At 41.2% G+C, this 25260-nt stretch carries 24 protein-coding genes; 21 read left to right on the forward strand and 3 right to left on the reverse strand.

What is annotated here, in order from left to right; all coding sequences use genetic code 11:
* Positions 1-7: 7 nt before the first annotated feature.
* The 18 genes from rpmB to MK396_RS02045 all read left to right on the forward strand — a co-directional run bounded on the left by rpmB (position 8) and on the right by MK396_RS02045 (position 16034).
* Complete coding sequence (rpmB, locus tag MK396_RS01960; RefSeq protein WP_001140948.1) at positions 8-196, forward strand: 50S ribosomal protein L28; 189 nt, start codon at positions 8-10, stop codon at positions 194-196.
* A gap of 152 nt (positions 197-348) precedes the next feature.
* Positions 349-714 (forward strand): Asp23/Gls24 family envelope stress response protein, encoded by a 366-nt coding sequence (locus MK396_RS01965; RefSeq protein WP_000216435.1) that lies wholly within the window; start codon positions 349-351, stop codon positions 712-714.
* 2 nt (positions 715-716) lie between these two features.
* The gene (locus MK396_RS01970) at positions 717-2384 is read left to right on the forward strand and encodes a DAK2 domain-containing protein (RefSeq protein WP_084852724.1); all 1668 of its coding nucleotides are present in this window, start codon (positions 717-719) and stop codon (positions 2382-2384) included.
* Between the two features lie 124 nt (positions 2385-2508).
* The gene (locus MK396_RS01975; protein WP_000390701.1) at positions 2509-2715 is read left to right on the forward strand and encodes a hypothetical protein; all 207 of its coding nucleotides are present in this window, start codon (positions 2509-2511) and stop codon (positions 2713-2715) included.
* The gene (locus MK396_RS01980; RefSeq protein WP_268723500.1) at positions 2712-2906 is read left to right on the forward strand and encodes a hypothetical protein; all 195 of its coding nucleotides are present in this window, start codon (positions 2712-2714) and stop codon (positions 2904-2906) included. The genes MK396_RS01975 and MK396_RS01980 overlap by 4 nt, the downstream gene beginning before the upstream one ends.
* Positions 2893-3768: an ABC transporter ATP-binding protein gene (locus MK396_RS01985; protein ID WP_268723501.1), complete on the forward strand. Its 876-nt coding sequence runs from the start codon at positions 2893-2895 to the stop codon at positions 3766-3768. Before MK396_RS01980 ends, MK396_RS01985 begins: the two co-directional genes overlap by 14 nt.
* A gap of 12 nt (positions 3769-3780) precedes the next feature.
* Entirely contained in the window at positions 3781-4515 is a 735-nt protein-coding gene (locus MK396_RS01990; RefSeq protein ID WP_138099729.1) for an ABC transporter permease, read from the forward strand.
* A gap of 4 nt (positions 4516-4519) precedes the next feature.
* A complete protein-coding gene (locus tag MK396_RS01995; RefSeq protein WP_125423792.1) occupies positions 4520-5617 on the forward strand; it encodes a sensor histidine kinase in 1098 nt (365 codons plus the stop codon).
* A 1-nt stretch (position 5618) separates the two neighbouring features.
* The gene (locus MK396_RS02000) at positions 5619-6218 is read left to right on the forward strand and encodes a response regulator transcription factor (RefSeq protein WP_268716807.1); all 600 of its coding nucleotides are present in this window, start codon (positions 5619-5621) and stop codon (positions 6216-6218) included.
* 318 nt (positions 6219-6536) lie between these two features.
* Positions 6537-6950: a 30S ribosomal protein S12 gene (gene rpsL / locus MK396_RS02005; RefSeq protein WP_001142332.1), complete on the forward strand. Its 414-nt coding sequence runs from the start codon at positions 6537-6539 to the stop codon at positions 6948-6950.
* Positions 6951-6969: 19 nt separating this feature from the next.
* The gene (gene rpsG / locus MK396_RS02010; RefSeq protein WP_000087873.1) at positions 6970-7440 is read left to right on the forward strand and encodes a 30S ribosomal protein S7; all 471 of its coding nucleotides are present in this window, start codon (positions 6970-6972) and stop codon (positions 7438-7440) included.
* A gap of 276 nt (positions 7441-7716) precedes the next feature.
* Entirely contained in the window at positions 7717-9798 is a 2082-nt protein-coding gene (fusA, locus tag MK396_RS02015) for an elongation factor G (protein ID WP_000090340.1), read from the forward strand.
* Positions 9799-10120: 322 nt separating this feature from the next.
* A complete protein-coding gene (locus MK396_RS02020) occupies positions 10121-11821 on the forward strand; it encodes an acetolactate synthase large subunit (RefSeq protein WP_000411743.1) in 1701 nt (566 codons plus the stop codon).
* Positions 11814-12290, forward strand: a complete 477-nt coding sequence (gene ilvN, locus MK396_RS02025) for an acetolactate synthase small subunit (RefSeq protein ID WP_001253813.1) — start codon at positions 11814-11816, stop codon at positions 12288-12290. Before MK396_RS02020 ends, ilvN begins: the two co-directional genes overlap by 8 nt.
* A 90-nt stretch (positions 12291-12380) precedes the next feature.
* Positions 12381-13403 carry a ketol-acid reductoisomerase gene (ilvC, locus tag MK396_RS02030; RefSeq protein WP_000290683.1) on the forward strand — a complete coding sequence of 341 codons (1023 nt, stop codon included), beginning with the start codon at positions 12381-12383 and terminating at the stop codon, positions 13401-13403.
* 79 nt (positions 13404-13482) lie between these two features.
* Complete coding sequence (ilvA, locus tag MK396_RS02035; protein WP_000947300.1) at positions 13483-14733, forward strand: threonine ammonia-lyase IlvA; 1251 nt, start codon at positions 13483-13485, stop codon at positions 14731-14733.
* 82 nt (positions 14734-14815) lie between these two features.
* On the forward strand, positions 14816-15712 hold the full coding sequence (locus tag MK396_RS02040; protein WP_000479681.1) for an SPFH domain-containing protein: 897 nt from the start codon (positions 14816-14818) through the stop codon (positions 15710-15712).
* Positions 15713-15818: 106 nt separating this feature from the next.
* Positions 15819-16034, forward strand: a complete 216-nt coding sequence (locus MK396_RS02045) for a hypothetical protein (RefSeq protein WP_001130031.1) — start codon at positions 15819-15821, stop codon at positions 16032-16034.
* 92 nt (positions 16035-16126) lie between these two features.
* On the opposite strand, the gene MK396_RS02050 is transcribed toward MK396_RS02045, so the two are convergent.
* Together MK396_RS02050 and MK396_RS02055 are read right to left on the reverse strand one after the other, a co-directional pair.
* Positions 16127-16867, reverse strand: coding sequence for an amino acid ABC transporter ATP-binding protein (locus MK396_RS02050; RefSeq protein ID WP_268723502.1), 741 nt, complete (start codon positions 16865-16867; stop codon positions 16127-16129).
* Complete coding sequence (locus MK396_RS02055; protein WP_268723503.1) at positions 16864-18432, reverse strand: ABC transporter substrate-binding protein/permease; 1569 nt, start codon at positions 18430-18432, stop codon at positions 16864-16866. Before MK396_RS02055 ends, MK396_RS02050 begins: the two co-directional genes overlap by 4 nt.
* A gap of 130 nt (positions 18433-18562) precedes the next feature.
* Between MK396_RS02055 and MK396_RS02060 the strand changes: the two genes are divergently transcribed.
* Together MK396_RS02060 and MK396_RS02065 are read left to right on the forward strand one after the other, a co-directional pair.
* A complete protein-coding gene (locus tag MK396_RS02060; protein ID WP_268723504.1) occupies positions 18563-20455 on the forward strand; it encodes a DUF2207 domain-containing protein in 1893 nt (630 codons plus the stop codon).
* 59 nt (positions 20456-20514) lie between these two features.
* Entirely contained in the window at positions 20515-21360 is an 846-nt protein-coding gene (locus MK396_RS02065) for an undecaprenyl-diphosphate phosphatase (RefSeq protein ID WP_268723505.1), read from the forward strand.
* 33 nt (positions 21361-21393) lie between these two features.
* Here the strand turns inward: MK396_RS02065 and dinB are convergent, their stop codons facing one another.
* Entirely contained in the window at positions 21394-22455 is a 1062-nt protein-coding gene (dinB, locus tag MK396_RS02070; protein ID WP_268723506.1) for a DNA polymerase IV, read from the reverse strand.
* A 232-nt stretch (positions 22456-22687) separates the two neighbouring features.
* Here dinB and pflB point away from each other — a divergent pair, with 232 nt between their 5' ends.
* Positions 22688-25003, forward strand: coding sequence for a formate C-acetyltransferase (gene pflB / locus MK396_RS02075; protein ID WP_198459201.1), 2316 nt, complete (start codon positions 22688-22690; stop codon positions 25001-25003).
* Positions 25004-25260 lie beyond the last annotated feature (257 nt).

Consider the following 25260-nt stretch of genomic DNA (forward strand, 5'->3'; position numbering starts at 1 on the left):
AAACACAATGGCTAAAGTATGTTACTTTACAGGTCGTAAGACTGTATCAGGAAACAACCGTTCACACGCGATGAACCAAACAAAACGTGCCGTAAAACCAAACCTTCAAAAAGTTACTGTTCTTATCGATGGTAAACCTAAAAAAGTTTGGGCTTCAGCTCGTGCTTTGAAATCAGGTAAAGTTGAACGCGTTTAATAAAAATGAAAAGACCGCTTAGGTCTTTTTCTTTTGCTCTAGAGATAAAACCATTTGAAAAATAGAGTAAATATCCGCCGATACAGCATTCTGCTTTTACACTTGGGCTGAAATATGATAAAATAGAGTATCAACTAGTTGAGGTAAAAAAAATGACTGTAAAAATTAATACAAAAGATGGTCAAATCGAACTGACAGATGAAGTGATTGCAACCGTAGTAGGTGGTGCCGCAACTGAGATTTTTGGAGTGGTCGGTATGGCTAGTAAAAATGCCCTCAAAGACAATTTCCAAGCCCTCCTTGGTAAGGAAAATTATTCTAAGGGTGTTGTCGTGAAGGCAGCCGAAGATGGTAGCATCGCAGTTGATGTTTATACCGTGTTGAGCTACGGAATAAAGATAAGCGAAGTGTCAAAAAACATTCAAGAGCGTGTTCGCTTTAGTCTAGAAAATCAACTAGGAATTACTGCTCAGACTGTGAATGTCTACATTCAAAATATCAAAGTTGTAGGAGAATAATCGTGTCAAAAATTACTACCAGTTTATTCCAAGAGATGGTGCAGGCTGCATCAACTCGTTTGAATAAGCAAGCAGAATATGTCAATTCATTGAACGTCTTTCCAGTTCCAGATGGAGATACTGGGACAAACATGGGAATGACCATTGAAAATGGTGCGAAAGAAGTAGCAGACAAGCCTGCTTCTACAGTTGGAGAAGTAGCGAGCATTCTTGCCAAAGGGCTCTTGATGGGTGCGCGTGGGAACTCAGGGGTTATCACTTCTCAGCTCTTCCGTGGCTTCTCCCAAGCTATCAAGGAAAAGGATGAATTAACAGGTCAAGACTTGGCTCTTGCCTTCCAATCTGGTGTCGAGGTAGCTTATAAAGCGGTTATGAAACCAGTTGAAGGAACCATTTTAACTGTTTCTCGTGGAGCGGCTATTGGAGCTAAGAAAAAAGCCGAGGAGACAGATGATGCTGTTGAGGTCATGCGTGCAGCCTTGGAAGGTGCGAAAGCAGCTTTGGCTAAGACACCAGAAATGCTTCCAGTTCTAAAGGAAGTTGGTGTGGTAGACTCAGGTGGTCAAGGTTTGGTCTTCATCTACGAAGGATTCCTTTCAGCTCTTACTGGTGAATACAGTGCTTCTGAAGACTTTGTAGCGACTCCTGCCAACATGAGTGAAATGATCAATGCAGAGCACCACAAGTCTGTAGCAGGTCATGTGGCAACTGAGGATATTACCTTCGGTTACTGTACGGAGATCATGGTAGCTCTCAAACAAGGTCCAACTTATTCTAAGGACTTTGACTACGATGAATTCCGTAACTACTTGAATGAACTCGGTGACTCGCTCCTTGTTGTCAATGATGATGAAATCGTCAAAGTTCACGTCCATACAGAAGATCCAGGTCTTGTCATGCAAGAAGGTCTCAAATATGGTAGCTTGATCAAAGTAAAAGTGGACAACATGCGTAACCAACACGAAGCGCAAGTTGAAAAAGAAGCAACTCAAGGAAATAAGCCTGCTGAAACAAAAGAGTATGCCCTTATCGCAGTAGTAGCTGGTCAAGGTTTAGCAGATATCTTCCGTGCCCAAGGTGTGGATTATGTTATCGAAGGTGGGCAGACGATGAACCCTTCAACAGAAGACTTTATCAAGGCTGTTGAACAGGTCAATGCTCGCAACATTATCTTCTTGCCAAACAACAAAAATATCTTTATGGCAGCTCAGTCTGCAGCTGAAGTGCTTGAACAACCTGCTGTTGTGGTAGAAGCGCGTACAATTCCTCAAGGGTTAACGAGTCTTCTTGCTTTTGATCCAAGCAAATCAATCGAAGAAAACAAAGAACGCATGACTGCAGCCCTTGGTGATGTTATCAGCGGTAGTGTAACAACAGCCGTTCGCGACACAACGATTGATGGATTAGCAATTCATGAAAATGACAATCTTGGTATGGTCGATGGAAAAATCCTTGTGTCAAATCCTGACATGCACCAAACCTTGACAGAAACCTTGAAACATATGTTGGACGAAGATAGTGAAATCGTGACTTTCTATGTCGGCGAAGATGGAAGCGAAGAACTTGCCAATGAAATTGCCCAAGAAATCGCAGAAGAATTTGAAGATGTTGAAGTAGAGATTCACCAAGGTCAACAACCTGTATATCCATATCTTTTCAGTGTGGAATAAAAATTTAATCGATTAAAAAGAAAGTTGATTTTGCAACTTTCTTTTTTTATGACATTTGTCATATTTCCTAGTGACAGAAGCATCTAGCTCCGCCAACTTCAAAAGTCTATAATTGAAGTATGAAATGGAGGAAGAAGAAATGAAAAATAAAATGATTGTAGCAGTGAGTTTGGTAGCAGCAGGAGTTATGACCTATCTCATGTTTTCAGGATTGGACGAGGGTTTCTATCATTTTCCTTGGGAGCTCTTTGCTGGCTTTGGAATGATGTCTTGGCTTGTCAGAGAAGGTTTGAAATTAGTCAGAGATGTGAAAAAGGAGTTTGAGGAATGAAAAAAACAATCATCTATCTCTTTATCGGCCTGTCACTCTTAGTATGGTTAGTGGAAATGTGTACTGGTTGGTTTGACCAAACCTTGCTTCGCCAATTTATTCGTGGTGCTTGGGGTTTTGGATTTATGATTTTCGTCGTTTTCCCTATGGGAATGAAGTGGTTGAAAGGAGAATCTCATGACTATGATTAAAGTTGAGAAATTGAGTAAGAAAATAAAAGACAAGGAGATCTTGCGGAACATCTCCTTTGAAATCAACGATGGTGAATGTGTCGCCTTGATTGGGCCTAACGGAGCAGGAAAAACAACCTTGATTGATTGCCTCTTGGGAGACAAGTTCATGAGCTCGGGTCAGGTCGTCATTCAAGGTTTTGCGCCAACAGACCCTCGATTAAAGCAGCTTATTTCTATCTTACCTCAAGAAAATACGGTGGTTCAAGACTTGAAAGTGAAAGAACTCTTATCCTTCTTTCAATCAATCTATCCAAACAGTCTCTCAAATCAAGAAATTGATGATTTGCTGAGATTCTCGGACAAGCAGAAAAATCAGCTCGCGGGCAAGCTATCTGGTGGGCAAAAACGTTTGTTCTCTTTTGTGTTGGCACTAATAGGTCGTCCGAAAATTCTATTTTTAGACGAACCAACTGCTGCCATGGATACCTCGACACGTCAGCATTTTTGGGAAATTGTCAATCAGTTAAAGAAAAATGGCGTGACCATTGTCTATTCTTCTCACTATATCGAAGAGGTAGAACATACGGCTGACCGCATTTTGGTGCTCCATAAGGGAGAATTGATTCGCGATACGACGCCTTATGCTATGCGTGGTGAAGAACAAGAAAAACATTTTACGGTACCACTAACTTATCAGGAAGTTATCAGTACTTTGGACCAGGTTCAAGAGCTTGAAATCAAGCAAAATGCTCTTTCCTTCACAACCAAAGAAGCCAGCCAGGTATGGAAAGTCTTGCAAGAACAGGGCTGCATGATCGAAGAAATTGAAGTTCGCAATCGAACTCTCTTAGACAGTATTTTTGAAACGACTCAAGATTAAAGGAGATTGACGATGAAAAATATGACAAGTCTCATGAAAGTAGAAATCATTCTGATGAAACGGCAAGCCATCTACTACTTGCTATCCATCGGACTTCCAAGTGTGTTTTACCTTATTTTCTCTGGTATGATGTCAGGATCAGACATTCCAGAAATTGCTCTTCAAGCCTATCTCTTTGCCATGACGCTCTTTAGTATCATGTCAAGTGCTTTTTTCAGTATCCCTAGCACACTCGAGTCTGATAAGACAAACAACTGGCAAAAATTGATTCAACATTCTCCCGTATCTATGGTAGAATATTATGTATCAAAACTGTTCAGTACCCTACTGACTTTCTTGTTATCAATTATTGTTGTCTTTTCGGTTGGTCATTTTGTCCGTGGAGTGACTCTGCCTTGGCTTGATTGGTTGGTGATTGGAGTTATGTTACTGGTCGGAAGCGTGGTCTTTATCAGTATGGGTGTCTTGGTGAGCTTGCTACCCAGTGCTCAACTGATGACGGTTGTTGGAAATATTGCCTATATTGCTTTGGCTGTCCTAGGTGGACTGTGGTTCCCCTTGGATTCCTTCCCAGAATGGCTCCAATCTATTGGAAAGCTGACTCCAACCTATCAACTGATGCAGGTCGTCTCTACTTATTTGGAACACCATGAATTTAGTATTCTTTCTGCCTTGGTTGTACTAGGTTATACAGTTTTCTTTGGTGTCTTGGTCATTCAACTGAAAAAACGGATTGAGGTAAAATAAATCTATGTTGGAAAAATTTAAAAACATTCATTATATGTTTCATATTTCAATAGTGTTTATCATCTTTCCTATAGCGGGTGTCATCGTTGGAGATTACCCGCTTTTAACCTTGCTATGGACCCTACTATTTGTACTTGCCTTCTATTCGGTTTTAATCAGTCAGAATCGCACCGTGCAGTGGCTAGCATGGTGGTCCATGCTTGTCTACATTTTTTATACATCTGTTTGGCTAAGTTCAGGTTTCACATGGTTTATCTTTTATTTATCCAATCTCCTTATTTATGAGCTGGATGAGATTTCTTTTCACTCTTGGCGTTTTGTCAGTTTTATTGTCCTGCAACCATTTATTCTGACCGGAATCTATATGGTCAATCATGTTAGTCCCTGGCAGCTACTCTTTTTCTTGGTGACCTTTATCTTTTCCGATGCAATGACCTTTGGTCTTTATCGAATTCGATTGTCGGAGGACATAAAAGAAGAAAAGATGAAACAAAATGCCAAGCTCAATCTTTTTTTGGCTGAAAATGAACGCAGTCGTATCGGCCAGGATCTTCATGACAGTCTAGGCCATACTTTTGCCATGCTGAGTGTGAAGACGGACCTTGCTCTCCAGCTTCTCCAAATGCAGGCCTATCCTCAAGTGGAAAAAGAATTAAAAGAAATTCATCAGATCAGTAAAGAATCCATGAATGAAGTTCGTACAATTATCGAAAATCTTAAAACCAGAACCCTTGCTTCTGAATTTACGACTGTTAAAAAAATGCTGGAAATTGCAGGAATTGAAACAGAAATCAATCACCAACTAGATACAGCTAGCCTAACTCAGGAATTAGAATCAACGGCCTCCATGATTTTACTTGAATTAGTGACCAACATCATCAAACATGCCAAAGCATCCAAAGCCTACTTAAAATTAGAACGAACTGAGAAGGAACTCATTCTAACAGTGAGAGATGATGGCTGTGGCTTTGCTTCTCTAAAAGGGGATGAACTCCATACCGTTCGAGATCGTGTCCTTCCTTTTTCAGGAGAAGTAAAGGTAATCAGTCAGAAACAGCCGACTGAAGTGCAGGTTCGGCTACCTTATAAGGAGAGAAACTAAGATGAAATTACTTGTTGCAGAAGATCAAAGTATGTTGCGAGATGCTATGTGCCAGTTGCTTACCTTTCAAGCAGATGTAGATTCTGTCCTACAAGCCAAGGATGGCCAAGAAGCAATCCAACTTTTAGAAAAAGAGTCTGTGGATATCGCCATTCTTGACGTAGAAATGCCTGTTAAGACAGGCCTCGAAGTCTTGGAGTGGATACGAGCAGAAAAGCCAGAAACAAAGGTGGTTGTGGTGACGACCTTCAAGCGCCCCGGATATTTTGAACGTGCGGTCAAGGCTGGAGTGGATGCTTATGTCTTGAAAGAAAGAAGCATTGCAGACCTCATGCAAACCTTGCACACTGTTCTCGAAGGACGCAAGGAATATTCGCCTGAATTGATGGAAGTGGTGATGACGCACCCCAATCCGTTAACAGAGCAAGAAATCGCTGTCTTAAAGGGAATTGCTCAGGGTTTGTCTAACCAAGAGATCGCAGATCAGCTTTATCTATCAAATGGAACCGTCCGAAACTATGTCACCAATATTCTTTCGAAACTAGATGCTGGTAATCGAACAGAGGCAGCCAACATTGCAAAAGAATCTGGTTGGCTTTGATAAGAAGGGTTAAAAAATTCCGAAATGATAACTTGAATCGAAGGAAATTCATACTAGAAAGGAGGAGGGGAATAGCCTCCTTTTCTGGTTTAGAAAAGCGGTGAAAGCTAGTGTCAAAGAGTTAAAAGATCAGAATAAAAACGAAAAAAATATTGACAAGGAAAGAAAAATTGTGTTACAATAATAGACGGTACTTTTTACTTTTGGTCTCTCAAAAGTGTACAGGGACGTGCTGACAAATGTTGCAAAAGTACACACAGATGGTAGCTGTCACCAAGTGTATCATCACCAAAAATAAAAAAACACAGGAGAATGTAGATGCCTACAATTAACCAATTGGTTCGCAAACCGCGTAAATCAAAAGTAGAAAAATCTAAATCACCAGCTTTGAACGTTGGTTACAACAGTCATAAAAAAGTTCAAACAAACGTTTCTTCACCACAAAAACGTGGTGTTGCAACTCGTGTTGGAACAATGACACCTAAAAAACCTAACTCTGCCCTTCGTAAATTCGCTCGTGTACGTTTGAGCAACCTTATCGAAGTTACTGCCTACATCCCAGGTATCGGACACAACTTGCAAGAGCACAGCGTGGTGCTTCTTCGTGGTGGACGTGTAAAAGACCTTCCGGGGGTACGTTACCATATCGTCCGTGGTGCACTTGATACTGCAGGTGTTAACGATCGTAAACAAGGCCGTTCTAAATACGGTACTAAACGTCCAAAAGCATAAGGAAAGGGGATAAAGAGAAATGAGTCGTAAAAATAGAGCTCCAAAACGTGATGTATTGCCAGATCCGCTTTACAATTCACAACTAGTTACTCGTCTTATCAACCGCGTTATGCTTGACGGTAAACGTGGTACAGCTGCTTCAATCGTTTACGGTGCTTTTGAGCAAATCAAAGAAGCTACTGGTAACGATGCACTTGAAGTATTTGAAACAGCTATGGAAAACATCATGCCTGTACTTGAAGTACGTGCACGTCGTGTTGGTGGATCTAACTACCAAGTCCCAGTTGAAGTTCGTCCAGAACGTCGTACAACACTTGGACTTCGTTGGTTGGTAACCATCGCTCGCCTTCGTGGTGAACACACAATGCAAGACCGTCTTGCAAAAGAAATCTTGGATGCTGCGAACAACACAGGTGCAGCAGTTAAGAAACGTGAAGACACTCACCGTATGGCTGAAGCTAACCGTGCCTTCGCACACTTCCGTTGGTAAGATAGGATACGAAAGCGTTAAGAAAGTCCCAGAGAAAATAGGGAATCGAAGTAGGTTGCGATTGCAACCAATGAGATTCATCTTTTTCTCCAGACTTTTAGCTTGAGTTCAACTCGGCTAATTAACTTTAACCCGAGTTCAATTCAACTTGTCTACAAGTTGAAACCAACAAAAACAAGATAAACATTGAGAACGGGTAGGTCCTGCCTATCCGTTTTTATTAAAATCGTGTTATAATAGAATAGAAATTAAAAATAAATAGGAGAAACAAACCTCATGGCACGCGAATTTTCACTTGAAAAAACTCGTAATATCGGTATCATGGCTCACGTCGATGCCGGTAAAACAACAACTACTGAGCGTATTCTTTACTACACTGGTAAAATCCACAAAATCGGTGAAACTCACGAAGGTGCGTCACAAATGGACTGGATGGAGCAAGAGCAAGAACGTGGTATCACTATCACATCTGCTGCGACAACAGCTCAATGGAACAACCACCGCGTAAACATCATCGACACACCAGGACACGTGGACTTTACAATCGAAGTACAACGTTCTCTTCGTGTATTGGACGGTGCGGTTACTGTTCTTGACTCACAATCAGGTGTTGAGCCTCAAACTGAAACAGTTTGGCGTCAAGCAACTGAGTACGGAGTTCCACGTATCGTATTTGCTAACAAAATGGACAAAATCGGTGCTGACTTCCTTTACTCAGTAAGCACACTTCACGACCGTCTTCAAGCAAACGCCCACCCAATCCAATTGCCAATCGGTGCTGAAGATGACTTCCGCGGTATCATCGACTTGATCAAGATGAAAGCTGAAATCTATACTAACGACCTTGGTACAGATATCCTTGAAGAAGATATTCCAGCTGAATACCTTGACCAAGCTCAAGAATACCGTGAAAAATTGGTTGAAGCAGTTGCTGAAACTGATGAAGACTTGATGATGAAATACCTTGAAGGTGAAGAAATCACTAACGAAGAATTGAAAGTTGCTATCCGTAAAGCAACTATCAACGTTGAATTCTTCCCAGTATTGTGTGGTTCTGCCTTCAAGAATAAGGGTGTTCAATTGATGCTTGATGCGGTTATCGACTACCTTCCAAGCCCACTTGACATCCCAGCAATCAAAGGTATCAACCCAGATACAGACGAAGAAGAAACTCGTCCAGCATCTGACGAAGAGCCATTCGCAGCTCTTGCCTTCAAGATTGCAACAGACCCATTTGTAGGTCGTTTGACATTCTTCCGTGTATACTCAGGTGTTCTTCAATCAGGTTCTTACGTAATGAACACTTCTAAAGGTAAACGTGAACGTATCGGACGTCTTGTGCAATTGCATGCCAATAGTCGTCAAGAAATCGAAACTGTTTATGCTGGTGATATTGCAGCTGCTATTGGTTTGAAGGATACAACTACTGGTGATTCATTGACAGATGAAAAAGCTAAAATCATCCTTGAGTCAATCCACGTTCCAGAACCAGTTATCCAGTTGATGGTTGAGCCAAAATCTAAAGCTGACCAAGATAAGATGGGTATCGCCCTTCAAAAATTGGCTGAAGAAGATCCAACATTCCGCGTTGAGACAAACGTTGAAACTGGTGAAACAGTTATCTCAGGTATGGGTGAACTTCACCTTGACGTCCTTGTTGACCGTATGCGTCGTGAGTTTAAAGTTGAAGCGAACGTAGGTGCTCCTCAAGTATCTTACCGTGAAACATTCCGCGCTTCTACTCAAGCACGTGGATTCTTCAAACGTCAGTCTGGTGGTAAAGGTCAATTTGGTGATGTATGGATTGAGTTTAGTCCAAACGAAGAAGGTAAAGGATTCGAATTCGAAAACGCAATCGTCGGTGGTGTGGTTCCTCGTGAATTTATCCCAGCGGTTGAAAAAGGTTTGGTAGAATCTATGGCTAACGGTGTTCTTGCAGGTTACCCAATGGTTGACGTTAAAGCGAAGCTTTACGATGGTTCATACCACGATGTCGACTCATCTGAAACTGCCTTCAAGATCGCAGCTTCACTTGCCCTTAAAGAAGCTGCTAAATCAGCACAACCAGCTATCCTTGAACCAATGATGCTTGTAACAATCACTGTTCCAGAAGAAAACCTTGGTGATGTTATGGGTCACGTAACTGCTCGTCGTGGACGTGTAGATGGTATGGAAGCACACGGTAATAGCCAAATCGTTCGTGCTTACGTTCCACTTGCTGAAATGTTCGGTTACGCAACAGTTCTTCGTTCTGCATCTCAAGGACGTGGTACCTTCATGATGGTATTTGACCACTACGAAGATGTACCTAAGTCAGTACAAGAAGAAATCATTAAGAAAAACAAAGGTGAAGACTAATCAGTCCTCACTCTAGAAGGAAGTCACTTAGTGGCTTCCTTTTTTGTCTTTAACTATTCATTTTTACTGAATATAGTATACGAATTTGGTCGCTAAGTGAGAGGCTTACTACTTCTATCTAGAAAGAAAATATTCTAATTTGATAAATTAAAGTATATGAAGGTTCCTAATTCCGTAGAAAAGTTAATAAAAATGAGGGAAAGATTCATAAATACACTTTTAGATAGAAAATTCAGAAAATTGACTCTTTTGCCTTGAAAATTTTTGAAAAAATGGTATGATAGTAACAAGCTATTTTTTTAAGAGAAGAGAAAGGGGAACAATGGAGAAAATCAGTTTAGAATCTCCTAAGACGGGGTCGGACCTAGTTTTGGAAACACTTCGGGACTTAGGGATTGATACCATTTTTGGTTATCCTGGTGGTGCAGTCTTACCTTTGTATGATGCGATATACAATTTTAAAGGTATTCGCCACATCTTAGGACGCCATGAGCAAGGTTGTTTGCACGAAGCTGAAGGATATGCCAAATCAACTGGAAAGTTGGGCGTTGCCGTCGTCACGAGTGGGCCGGGAGCAACAAATGCCATTACAGGGATTGCAGATGCCATGAGCGATAGCGTTCCCCTTTTGGTCTTTACAGGTCAGGTTGCGCGAGCTGGGATTGGGAAAGATGCCTTTCAGGAAGCAGACATCGTGGGGATTACCATGCCCATTACCAAGTACAATTACCAAGTTCGTGAGACAGCAGATATTCCTCGTATCATTACGGAAGCTGTCCATATCGCAACGACAGGTCGTCCAGGTCCAGTTGTGATTGACTTGCCCAAGGATGTATCAGCCCTAGAGACAGATTTCATCTATTCGCCGGAGGTGAATTTACCAAGTTACCAACCGACACTTGATCCAAATGACATGCAAATCAAGAAAATCTTGAAGCAATTGTCAAAAGCCAAGAAACCTGTTTTGTTAGCAGGGGGCGGTATCAGCTATGCAGAAGCTTCTAAGGAGCTCAATGAATTTGCTGAACGTTACCAAATTCCAGTAGTCACTAGTCTTTTGGGGCAAGGAACCATTGCAACGAGTCATCCGCTCTTCCTAGGGATGGGAGGCATGCACGGTTCTTTCGCAGCCAACATTGCAATGACGGAAGCGGACTTTATGATTAGTATTGGTTGCCGTTTCGATGACCGCTTGACTGGGAACCCTAAGACCTTCGCGAAGAATGCTAAGGTTGCCCATATCGACATTGACCCAGCTGAGATTGGTAAGATTATCAGTGCAGATATTCCTGTAGTGGGGGATGCTAAGAAAGCCTTGCAGATGCTACTGGCAGAACCAACTGTTCATAACAATACTGAAAAGTGGATTGAAAAAGTCACCAAGGACAAGAATCGAGTTCGTTCTTATGATAAGAAAGAACGTGTGGTTCAACCTCAGGCCGTTATTGAACGCATCGGTGAGTTGACGAATGGAGATGCCATTGTTGTCACAGACGTAGGGCAACACCAAATGTGGACAGCTCAGTATTATCCTTACCAAAATGAGCGTCAGTTAGTCACTTCAGGTGGTTTGGGTACCATGGGCTTCGGAGTTCCTGCAGCTATTGGAGCCAAGATTGCCAATCCAGAAAAAGAGGTTATCCTTTTTGTTGGTGATGGTGGCTTCCAAATGACCAACCAAGAACTAGCTATCCTAAACATCTACAAGGTGCCGATTAAGGTTGTCATGTTGAATAACCACTCACTAGGAATGGTTCGTCAGTGGCAGGAATCCTTCTATGAGGGTAGAACTTCCGAGTCAGTCTTTGATACCCTTCCTGACTTCCAGTTGATGGCACAGGCTTACGGCATCAAAAACTATAAATTTGATAATCCAGAGACGATAGAGAAGGATCTAGAAGTCATTCTGGAGGATGTGCCCATGTTTATCGAGGTGGATATTTCTCGTAAGGAACAGGTCTTACCGATGGTACCAGCTGGTAAGAGCAATCATGAGATGTTGGGGGTGAAGTTCCATGCGTAGAATGTTAACAGCTAGATTGCAAAACCGTTCAGGAGTTTTGAATCGTTTTACAGGTGTCCTTTCTCGTCGTCAAGTCAATATTGAGAGTATCTCAGTTGGTGCGACAGAGAACCCCAATGTATCTCGCATCACCATCATTATTGATGTAGCATCTCATGATGAAGTAGAGCAAATCATTAAGCAGCTCAATCGTCAGATTGATGTGATTCGCATTCGTGATATCACAGATAAACCACACTTGGAAAGAGAAGTTATCTTGGTGAAGGTATCTGCTCCTGCTGAGAAGCGTGCAGAAATCTTGGCCATTATCCAACCTTTCCGTGCAACGGTAGTAGATGTGGCTCCAAGCTCAATCACCATCCAGATGACGGGAAATGCTGAGAAGAGTGAAGCTTTATTGCGGGTGATTCGACCATACGGTATTAAAAATATCGCTCGTACGGGTGCAACTGGATTTACCCGCGACTAATACTCTTTGATTTTCATTGAGTATAAAATCCAGCATAAGTTTGTTAAACCAGCCTATAAGGCAATAAAAAATAGAAAAGAGAGAAAAACTATGGCAGTTCAAATGGAATACGAAAAAGATGTTAAAGTAGCAGCGCTTGACGGTAAAAAAATCGCCGTAATCGGTTATGGTTCACAAGGACATGCGCATGCGCAAAACTTGCGTGATTCAGGTCGTGATGTCATCATCGGTGTGCGTCCAGGTAAATCTTTTGACAAAGCAAAAGAAGATGGATTTGACACTTACACAGTAGCAGAAGCAACTAAATTGGCTGACGTTATCATGATCTTGGCACCAGACGAGATCCAACAAGAATTGTACGAAGCAGAAATCGCTCCAAACTTGGAAGCTGGAAATGCAGTTGGATTTGCTCATGGTTTCAATATCCACTTTGAATTTATCAAAGTTCCTGCAGATGTAGATGTCTTCATGTGTGCTCCTAAAGGACCAGGACACTTGGTACGTCGTACTTACGAAGAAGGATTTGGTGTGCCAGCTCTTTACGCAGTTTACCAAGATGCAACAGGAAATGCGAAAAACATTGCTATGGACTGGTGTAAAGGTGTTGGGGCAGCTCGTGTTGGTTTGCTTGAAACAACTTACAAAGAAGAAACTGAAGAAGATCTCTTTGGTGAACAAGCTGTACTTTGTGGTGGTTTGACTGCCCTTATCGAAGCAGGTTTTGAAGTTTTGACAGAAGCAGGCTATGCCCCAGAATTGGCTTACTTTGAAGTTCTTCATGAAATGAAATTGATCGTTGACTTGATCTATGAAGGTGGATTCAAGAAAATGCGTCAATCTATTTCAAACACTGCTGAATACGGTGACTATGTATCAGGTCCACGTGTGATTACTGAGCAAGTTAAAGAAAACATGAAAGCTGTTTTGGCAGATATCCAAAATGGTAAATTTGCAAATGACTTTGTAAATGACTACAAGGCTGGTCGTCCAAAATTAACTGCTTACCGTGAACAAGCAGCTAACCTTGAAATTGAAAAAGTTGGTGCAGAATTGCGTAAAGCAATGCCTTTCGTTGGTAAAAACGACGACGACGCATTCAAAATCTACAATTAATTCTTGTAAAGAAAGACAGAAGGCGAGTTGGGGGTACCTAACTCGTTTTTTATCTTGAACAGTATTTGAGGAGGAGACAATGCTAAGTGCAAAAGATGTGGTGAAAGCCCACAAAGTTTTGAGTGGTGTAGTAGTTGATACACCACTAGAATATGATCATTATTTATCAGAAAAATACCAAGCAAAGATTTATCTCAAAAAGGAGAATGCGCAACGAGTTCGCTCTTTTAAAATTCGTGGAGCCTATTATGCCATTTCTCAACTATCAAAAGAAGAACGCGAGCGTGGTGTAGTCTGTGCCTCTGCGGGAAATCATGCCCAAGGTGTCGCCTATACTTGTAATGAGATGAAGATTCCTGCAACGATCTTTATGCCTATTACAACACCGCAACAAAAGATTGGGCAGGTTCGCTTTTTCGGTGGAGAGTTCGTGACAATCAAGTTGGTTGGGGATACCTTTGATGCTTCTGCTAAGGCAGCACAAGAATTTACATTAACAGAAAACCGCACCTTCATCGATCCTTTTGATGATGCGCATGTTCAGGCTGGTCAAGGGACTGTAGCCTATGAAATTCTTGAAGAAGCCCGTAAAGAGTCTATTGATTTTGATACAGTACTTGTACCAGTAGGTGGTGGCGGATTGATTGCCGGTGTTTCTACTTATATTAAGGAAACCAACCCGACTATTGAAGTGATCGGGGTAGAAGCTAATGGTGCTCGCTCTATGAAAGCTGCCTTTGAAGCTGGGGGACCAGTTAAGCTCAAAGAAATTGATAAGTTCGCTGATGGGATAGCCGTACAGAAGGTTGGACAATTAACTTATGAAGCGACCCGTAAGAATGTTGAAACGCTGATTGGGGTGGACGAGGGATTGATTTCTGAAACCTTGATTGATCTTTATTCCAAACAAGGTATTGTAGCGGAACCAGCCGGAGCTGCCAGCGTTGCAGCCTTAGAAGTTTTATCAGACTATATCAAAGGCAAGACGATTTGTTGTATCATTTCTGGAGGAAATAACGATATCAACCGCATGCCAGAGATGGAAGAACGTGCCTTGATTTACGATGGAATCAAGCATTACTTTGTAGTGAATTTCCCACAACGTCCTGGAGCTCTACGAGAGTTTGTAAATGACATTTTGGGGCCAAATGATGACATCACTCGTTTTGAATATATCAAACGAGCAAGCAAGGGGACAGGCCCTGTCTTGATTGGGGTAGCCCTTGCCAATAAGCATGATTATGCTGGATTGATTCATCGAATGGAAAAGTTTGACCCATCTTATATTAATTTGAATGGGAACGAAACGTTGTATAATATGTTAGTTTAAGCTAAAATAAAATTATTATCATATTATTTGCGTAATGGTAATGATGGTGCTATAATGAGGGTGACGAAAGGGGGAGATTCCCATGTTTTTACAAATTTTACTTGTTTTATTGTTTTTAGTGGTGATTGCATCAGTGATCATGGTTAGTTCTGTCTATGTGGTTCGACAACAATCTGTCGCTATCATAGAACGCTTTGGTAAATACCAAAAGTTGAGCAATAGCGGTATTCATTTACGAGCTCCTTTTGGGATTGATAGGATTGCGGCAAGAGTTCAACTACGCTTGTTGCAAAGTGAGATTGTTGTAGAGACAAAGACGCAAGATAATGTATTTGTAACGATGAATGTGGCAACTCAGTATCGAGTAAATGAAAACAATGTCACAGATGCTTATTATAAATTGATGCGTCCAGAAGCCCAGATTAAATCCTATATTGAAGATGCTTTGCGTTCATCTGTACCAAAGCTAACCCTAGATGAGTTGTTTGAGAAGAAGGATGAAATCGCCTTAGAAGTTCAAAAACAAGTGGCGGAAGAAATGTCTACGTATGGGTATATCATTGTCAAAACGCTGATTACTAAGGTTGAACCTGATGCTGAAGTAAAACAATCAATGAATGAAATTAACGCAGCTCAACGTAAGAGAGTTGCGGCGCAAGAGCTTGCTGAAGCAGATAAGATTAAAATCGTGACCGCAGCAGAAGCAGAAGCAGAAAAAGATCGCCTACATGGTGTAGGGATTGCAGAGCAGCGTAAAGCAATTGTTGACGGACTAGCTGATTCTATCCAAGAGTTAAAGGGAGCCAATGTTGAGCTAACTGAAGAACAAATCATGTCTATCCTATTAACGAACCAGTATTTAGATACGTTGAATAATTTTGCAGATAAAGAGGGTAATAATACAATCTTCCTACCAGCAAATCCTAATGGAGTTGAGGACATAAGAACTCATATATTATCGGCTTTAAAAGCCAAATAAAAATATGCAGAATAATATAGTTACGACGAATATATGTTTTTTTATTGACAAATGAAATAAAAACGTATACAATTAAGTATTGTAAAGAATAATTTAGGAGAAGAACATGGCTAAGTCGAACTTTGAAAAAGTAGAAGCAGTTGTTGGCTGGGTTCGTGATAAGAAAATCACAGGCTACCGTATCTCTAAAGAAACGAATGCGCGTGAAATGTCTATCATTGCTCTAGCACAAGGACGCGCAAAAGTTAAAAATATTTCATTTGAAACAGCTCTTGGTTTAATCGATTTCTATGAAAAAAATCATGAAAAATTTGAAGATTAAACTGTGGTCACAGGCAGATTTCTGAATCGAGTCTGCCTTTCCTTTACAATTACAAACTAAAAAGACTGCATACTGTATGCAGTCTTTATTTATTAACTGAGATAACGCTGAAGGAATTCTTTTGTCCGTTCTTCTTTAGGGGTGGTGAAGAGTTCTTCAGGTTTGCCTTCTTCTGCAATGATTCCCTTGTCCATGAAGATGACACTATGGGAAACATCGCGAGCAAATTCCATTTCGTGGGTTACAACAATCATGGTCAAGCCTTCTTGAGCTAGGTCCTGCATAATTTTGAGGACTTCTCCGACCATTTCGGGGTCAAGGGCAGATGTTGGTTCGTCGAAGAGAATGGCGTCAGGATTCATGGAGAGTGCACGAGCGATAGCTACACGTTGCTTTTGTCCACCTGAAAGTTGCTTCGGCTTGGCTTGCCAGTAACGTTCTCCCATACCAACTTTTTCAAGATTCTCTTTGGCAATTTTTTCAGCTTCAGAGCGTTCTCGTTTAAGGACAGTCGTTTGGGCGACGATGGTATTTTCGAGGACATTCAGATTTTCAAAGAGATTGAAAGATTGGAAAACCATACCGAGCTTTTCACGATAATGGGTGAGGTTATAGCCTTTTTCCAGGACATTTTCTCCGCGATAGAGAATCTCTCCTCCTGTAGGTGTTTCTAGTAAATTAATCGAACGAAGGAAGGTTGATTTTCCGCTTCCCGAGCTTCCGATGATAGAAATAACCTCTCCTTTATGGACGGTGAGAGAAATGTCTTTTAGCACTTCGTTTTGTCCATAGGATTTTTTTAGGTGTTTGATTTCAAGGATTGGTTGTGTCATTTTTTCAAATCCCCCGTTTGCATTTGGTTAGCACCTGTAGTGTAAGTGTCCATGTCCATATAGCGTTCGATAAAACGTAGGACACGGGTCACAGTGAAGGTGAGGACAAAGTAAATCACTGCAATGATGGTAAAGGTCTGGAAGTATTGATAGGTTTGCGTCGCTACAGTATTTCCTGAGAAATAAAGCTCGACAACTGAAATAACGTTCAATACAGAGGTATCTTTGATATTGATGACAAACTCATTACCAGTAGCAGGTAGAATATTACGGACAACCTGAGGAAGGACAATCTTACGCATGGTTTGATTGTGGGTCATACCAAGAGCAGTTGCAGCTTCGAACTGTCCCTTGTCAACTGCTAGAATACCACCACGAACGATTTCTGTCATGTAGGCACCCGTGTTGATTGAGACGATAAAGATAGCAGCCAGTGTCCGGTCGAGATTGATACCGAAAGCTTGAGCAGTCCCATAGTAGATAACCATGGATTGAACAATCATCGGTGTACCACGGAAGATTTCAATATAGACATTGAGAATCCAACCGACTAGTTTTTGTAGGCCGTAAATGGCTTTGTTTTCAGAGAGAGGAGCCGTACGGAAGACACCAATGGCAAGACCGATAATGAGACCTACGATAGTTCCGATGATTGAGATTAAAAGAGTGACACCTGCACCACGCAAGAGCTGTTGCCAGTTTTCAGAAAGAATTTTAGCAACTTGGCTGAAGAAATTACTGCTACTTTCTTCAGTTGCTGTGGCTTCGGCAGGTTGCTCCTGAATCATACGATCCATCAGTGCAACTTGTTCATCTTTGGAGATGGTTTCAATACTAGCATTGATTTGGCTGATACGACTGTCATCTTTACGAAGTCCAATGGCGATAGCTGTATCTTCTTCTCCAGTTTTGAAACCGGGTTGGGGTTGGATCATTTTGAACTTAGCGTTGGCAGACTCAGCGGTCAGTGCTTCAGGTCGTTCAGAAACATAGGCATCAATGACACCGGCTTCCAGAGCTTGGCGCATCTGAGCGAAGTCGCCCATAGCAGTTTCTTTTTTGGCACCTGGAATTTGGGAAATCAGGTCATAAAGGTAAACACCTTGTTGAGACGTGATTTTTGCTCCGCTAAAATCTTCCAAAGATTTGGCATTCGCGTAGGCAGAGTCCTTTTTTACTAATAGAACCGGTTCGCTAGTATAGTAACTGCTTGAAAAGGCAATTTCTTGTTTGCGTTCAGCCGTTGGGCTCATACCTGCAATGATCATATCAATTTTGCCAGAAGTAAGGGCTGGAACAAGTCCTTCCCACTTGGTTTTCACGACCAAAGGTTCCTTACCTAGATCTTTGGCAATCTTTTTAGCGATTTGAACATCATAGCCGTTGGCATATTGGTTGGTACCGTCGATTTTGACAGCACCATTACTATCGTCGTCTTGGGTCCAGTTGAAGGGAGCGTAAGCTGCCTCCATCCCGATGCGTAAATATTCGTCGGCTTGGACTTGGCTAACTAGTCCTAAGGTAAGGGCTAGGCTAGCAAGGATAGATAAGCATAATTTTTTCATGTTTTCTCCTATTTCTAGTCTAAAAATGACTTCTCTCTATTGTATCTAAAAATGGTGAGATTTTCAATACAAGTAAGCCTTTACTTATAAAAAATGATATAATGGTGAAAAGATTGAAAGGGAATCAATTATGAAAAAAAGATGGTTGGTGGCTTTGGTATTTGCTTGTTTATTATTTATACCGAGCCTAGTTTTTGCAGTAGACTTTGATATCTTATCCTATCAGGGTGATTTGAATATTCATGCAGATAATACTGCAATTTTTAAGGAAACAATTACCTACCGCTTTGGAGATGATTATAATGGTCAGTTAGTTGGACTAGGGAAAGCCGGGAAAATGCCAGAAGGATTTGACATTGATCCCGATCCGACCGTTCAAGTCTCTAAAAATGGAAGAATTGTTCAAAATGTTTCCTTCTATACTATGGAGGAAGAGGATGGCTACAAGGTAAAAATTTACAATGCTGGATATGCCGGAGATACTGTTCGGGTAACGGTTACCTGGAAGCTAACAAACCTTCTCTTCTTATACAAGGATATCGCAGAGCTAAATTGGCAACCCTTGACCGATAGTACTGGAGACATCAAAGAGATTGAGTTTAAGGTTAGCTCTGAAAATCCAGCAGAGAAACTCTATTTCCATACAGGAAAACTCTTTACAGAGGGCAAGGTAGAGAAGACAGGTGGTGATTATCGTGTTCATTTGCAGAACCTACCTCGTCAGCGTGGGGTTGAATTGCATGCCTATTGGCCTAGAAAAGATTTTGGAACTGATTTGGATCAGGGATTGAAGGGCAATCGTTTAGCAGAATTTGAAAAAATAGAGGAGTCCATTGCTGCTGAAAAAGCTCAAAGCAAAGCTCTGGTTACGTGGATTATCCCTTTTCTACTCTCGCTTTCTTTAGTCTTTAGTGTCATTTTCTATCGCATTTACCGAAGAAAAACCTCCCCATCGAAGAAATATGCTAAAAATCACCGTCTCTACGAACCGCCAATGGACTTAGAACCGATGGTTTTATCGGAAGCTATTTACTCCACTTCTTTAGAGGAAGTCAGCCCCTTGACCAAGGGAGGAGGGAAGTTCACCTTTGACCAACTTGTTCAGGCAACCTTGTTGGATGTGATTGACCGTGGAAATGTTTCGATCATCTCAAATGGAGATGAGGTTCGTTTAAAAGTCGTAAAAGAAAAAGGATTAGCCAGTTTTGAAAAGGATTGCCTTAATTTGGCCTTTTCAGGAAGAGAAGAAGTGCTTGTTTCAGATTTGTTTGCAGATTACCAAGTGTCAACTAGTCTTTACCAAGGTGCAAAAGCAGCTGATGAAAAACGAATTCAGAAAACAGGACGTAAGCTTAAGTCGTCTTTTGAGCAAGCTCTGAAGCAGATGCAGGATGGAGTGAGAAAGCGGGTTTCCTCTTTGCAACTTCCAGATTATTATCGTTCACTGAGTAATGGTGAAAAAATCCTGCGATTGACGATAGGTGTCTTTACGATTTTACCTGCTTTCGTTGGTTTTGGCTGCTTCTTGTATAGTTTGGATGCCCACGGGTATCTTTCTCTGCTACTTCTTATCCTTGGATTTGCAGGCTTGATGTTAGCTGCCGTCTATTATTGGACAACCCGATTTGATACTCGTGATGGTGTTTTAAATGAAGATGGACTAGAAGTGTACTATCTCTGGACTAGTTTTGAAAACATGCTTCGCGATATCGCTCACCTAGACAAGGCCGAATTAGAGAGTATTGTTCTTTGGAATCGCCTCCTTGTCTATGCTACTTTATTTGGTTATGCGGACAAGGTGAGTCATTTGATGAAATCTTATCAGATTCAAGTTGAGAATCCAGATATCAATCTTTATGTAGCTTATGGCTGGCACAGTATGTTTTATCATTCAACTGCTCAAATGAGCCACTATGCTAGTATTGCAAACACAGCTAGCAACTACTCCGTATCTTCTGGAAGTGGTTCTTCAGGTGGAGGATTCTCAGGAGGCGGAGGCGGTGGTAGCATCGGTGCCTTCTAAAAAACCTATCGCAGAATCTGAAATTATGCTATAATAGAGGACAGAAAAAGGAGTAATACATGTATCTTATTGAAATTTTGAAGTCGATCTTTTTTGGGATTGTTGAAGGAATTACAGAATGGTTGCCCATTTCAAGTACGGGTCACTTGATCTTGGCTGAAGAATTTGTACAATACAAGGACCAAAATGAAGCCTTCATGTCCATGTTTAATGTTGTCATTCAGCTCGGTGCTATCTTAGCGGTTATGGTGATTTACTTTAACAAGCTCAATCCCTTCAAACCTGGTAAAAATAAGGTAGAAGTCCGTCAAACTTGGCAATTGTGGTCAAAAGTCCTCGTTGCGACCTTGCCTTTATTGTTAGTCTTTAAGCTGGATGATTGGTTTGATACTCATTTTCATAATATGGTATCAGTTGCGATTATGTTGATTATCTATGGTGTTGCCTTTATCTATCTTGAAAAAAGAAATAAGGCGCAAGCTATTGAACCAACAGTCACAGAACTTGAAAAGCTTCCCTACAAGACAGCTCTCTATATCGGACTCTTCCAAGTCCTCGCCCTCTTCCCAGGAACGAGCCGTTCAGGTGCGACGATTGTCGGTGGTTTGTTAAATGGAACGAGTCGCTCTGTCGTAACAGAGTTTACCTTCTACCTCGGAATTCCTGTTATGTTTGGGGCTAGTGCTTTAAAGATTTTCAAATTTATAAAAGCAGGTCAACTCTTGAGTTTTGGACAACTGTTCTTGCTTTTGGTTGCTATGGGAGTAGCCTTCGCGGTCAGCATGGTTGCTATTCGCTTCTTGACTGGCTATGTGAAGAAGCACGACTTTACCCTCTTTGGTAAATACCGTATCGTACTCGGTAGTGTCTTGTTGCTCTATAGTTTTGTGCGTTTATTTGTATAAGAAAAAGCTTGAGGGAATCTTCCTTCAAGCTTTTTAAAATCCTGTTACTGTGACTCCTAGTAAACGGATGCCTTTTCCGTTTTCAGCTAGCTCTTCGTAGAGTTGAAGGGCAGTTTGAGAAATCTGACTAGCGTTCTGTGTTGCTTGTGGGAGGCTTTTTCGTCTAGTTAGAGTAGAGAAGTCAGCATATCGTATTTTAAGGATAATGATTTTTCCAGCTTTGCCTTGTTGACTGAGATTGTGAGCTACCTTTTCTGAGAGAAGAGTCAGCTCTTTTTTGATGTCTTCTTCTACTTGCAGGATTTTTCCGTAGGTTTTTTCCTTGCCAATGGACTTACGAATGCGGTCGGGTTTGACCGGTGAGTTATGAATACCTCTTGCCTTTCGATAAAGGTCAAAACCGAGTCTGCCGAACCGATCGATTAAAGTGACTTCTGAGACATCCAATAAGTCCGAACCAGTATAAATGCCCATTTCATGAAGACGTTCAACTGTTTTTTTGCCCACACCATGGAATTTAGCAATGTCCATTTGTTTGAGAAAATCCTCAGCCTGATCTGGGAGGATAACTGTTAAACCATGCGGTTTTCGATAGTCACTAGCCATTTTAGCTAAGAATTTGTTATAAGAAACGCCTGCAGAAGCAGTCAGGTGTAGTTCCTGCCAGATATCCTGTTGGATGAGACGAGCTATTTTGACGGCTGACCTGATACCGAGTTTATTTTCCGTCACATCTAAGTATGCCTCGTCGATACTCATAGGTTCAATCAAATCAGTGTAGCGTTTAAAAATAGCTCGAATCTCAAGTCCCACAGTCTTATACTTTTCATAATTTCCAGAGATAAAGACAGCTTGGGGACAGCGCTCATAAGCTTCTTTAGAACTCATGGCTGAATGAACACCAAAAGCTCGTGCCTCATAGCTACAGGTAGAAACGACACCACGCCCACCAGTTTGTCTGGGGTCGCTTCCGATAATGACAGGTTTGCCCTTTAACTTAGGATTATCTCTAATTTCCACCGCAGCAAAAAAGGCATCCATGTCGATATGGATGATTTTTCTGGACAGATCATTTATCAATGGAAATATGAGCATTTCAATCCCTTTCTAGAGCCATTTTCTATTTATTATACCCTTTTTTCTGAAAAAATGGGAAAGTTCAACCTGACTTTCAAAAATATAATACAGATAAGAACAAAAAAGGGACTGTATTATAAAAGAAAGCGTCTAAAATGCCGGGTTTCTCTTGTTGAAATCGGTTACTGTATGGTATACTTGTCTTAAGAATGTAACAGATGACTGTTACTAGAAAAAAGAGGACATTAACATGGTTGTTAAGACAGTTGTTGAAGCACAAGATATTTTTGATAAAGCTTGGGAAGGCTTCAAAGGCGTAGATTGGAAAGAAAAAGCAAGTATTTCTCGCTTCGTTCAAGCTAACTACACACCTTATGATGGAGATGAAAGTTTCCTTGCTGGACCAACAGAACGTTCACTTCACATCAAAAAAATCGTAGAAGAAACAAAAGCACACTACGAAGAAACTCGTTTCCCAATGGACACTCGTCCAACATCTATTGCTGATATTCCAGCAGGATTTATCGATAAAGAAAACGAATTGATCTTCGGTATCCAAAACGATGAACTCTTCAAATTGAACTTCATGCCAAAAGGTGGTATCCGTATGGCTGAAACTACTTTGAAAGAAAATGGATACGAACCAGATCCAGCTGTTCACGAAATCTTTACTAAATACGTAACAACAGTTAACGACGGTATCTTCCGTGCCTACACTTCAAACATTCGTCGCGCTCGTCACGCTCACACTGTAACTGGTCTTCCAGATGCCTACTCACGTGGACGTATCATCGGTGTTTACGCACGTCTTGCTCTTTACGGTGCAGACTACTTGATGCAAGAAAAAGTAAACGACTGGAATGCAATCAAAGAAATCGATGAAGAAACAATCCGTCTTCGTGAAGAAGTAAACCTTCAATACCAAGCATTGCAACAAGTTGTTCGCTTGGGTGACCTTTACGGAGTTGATGTCCGCAAACCAGCGATGAACACGAAAGAAGCTATCCAATGGGTTAACATCGCCTTCATGGCTGTCTGCCGTGTTATCAATGGTGCTGCTACATCTCTAGGACGTGTGCCAATCGTATTGGATATCTTTGCAGAACGTGACCTTGCTCGCGGTACATTTACTGAATCAGAAATCCAAGAGTTCGTTGATGATTTCGTTATGAAACTTCGTACAGTTAAATTTGCTCGTACAAAAGCTTATGACCAATTGTACTCAGGTGACCCAACCTTCATCACAACTTCTATGGCTGGTATGGGTAACGACGGTCGTCACCGTGTTACTAAGATGGACTACCGTTTCTTGAACACTCTTGACAACATCGGTAACTCTCCAGAGCCAAACTTGACAGTTCTTTGGACTGACAAATTGCCATACAACTTCCGTCGCTACTGTATGCATATGAGCCACAAACACTCTTCTATCCAATACGAAGGTGTAACAACAATGGCTAAAGACGGATACGGAGAAATGAGCTGTATCTCATGCTGTGTGTCACCACTTGACCCAGAAAACGAAGATCAACGCCACAACATCCAGTACTTCGGTGCTCGTGTAAACGTTTTGAAAGCCCTTCTTACTGGTTTGAACGGTGGTTACGACGATGTTCACAAAGACTACAAAGTATTTGACATCGATCCTATCCGTGACGAAGTTCTCGAATTTGAATCAGTTAAAGAGAACTTTGAAAAATCTCTTGACTGGTTGACGGACACTTATGTAGATGCTTTGAACATCATCCACTACATGACTGACAAGTACAACTACGAAGCTGTTCAAATGGCCTTCTTGCCAACTAAACAACGTGCCAACATGGGATTCGGTATCTGTGGATTTGCTAACACTGTTGATACATTGTCAGCTATTAAATACGCTACAGTTAAACCAATCCGTGATGAAAATGGCTACATCTACGATTACGAAACAATCGGTGAATACCCACGTTGGGGTGAAGATGACCCACGTTCAAACGAATTGGCAGAATGGTTGATCGAAGCTTACACAACTCGTCTACGTAGCCACAAACTTTACAAAGACGCAGAAGCTACAGTATCACTTTTGACAATCACATCTAACGTTGCTTACTCTAAACAAACTGGTAACTCACCAGTCCACAAAGGTGTATACCTCAACGAAGATGGTTCTGTGAACTTGTCTAAACTTGAATTCTTCTCACCAGGTGCGAACCCATCTAACAAAGCTAAAGGTGGATGGTTGCAAAACTTGAACTCACTTGCTAGCCTTGACTTTGGTTACGCAGCTGACGGTATCTCATTGACAACTCAAGTTTCTCCACGTGCTCTTGGTAAGACTCGTGACGAACAAGTTGATAACTTGGTAACAATCCTTGATGGTTACTTCGAAAATGGTGGACAACACGTTAACTTGAACGTTATGGACTTGAACGATGTTTACGAAAAGATCATGTCAGGTGAAGACGTTATCGTACGTATCTCTGGATACTGTGTAAACACTAAATACCTCACTCCAGAACAAAAAACTGAATTGACACAACGTGTCTTCCACGAAGTTCTTTCAATGGATGACGCATTGAGCTAAGATTCAATTAAAATAGAAAGAAAAGCTAGTCTATAGGACTGGCTTTTCTGTGTACTTACATTATTTATTCAAGACTTCAAAAAAATTTTCAAAAAATAGTCAAATTTGGTCAAAAAGTTATTGACTTTTACTGACCAATGTGGTATAGTAGGAACATAAGGAAAATGAATTCCTTAGAAAACTTCATTTTCAATGATTCTATTTCTTGAAAATGTACGATAGATACCCTAGAAAGGGGTGAGGCCTATGTTAAATCT

The organism is Streptococcus oralis, assembly GCF_026782235.1.
GTDB classification, from domain to species: Bacteria; Bacillota; Bacilli; order Lactobacillales; family Streptococcaceae; genus Streptococcus; species Streptococcus oralis_CC.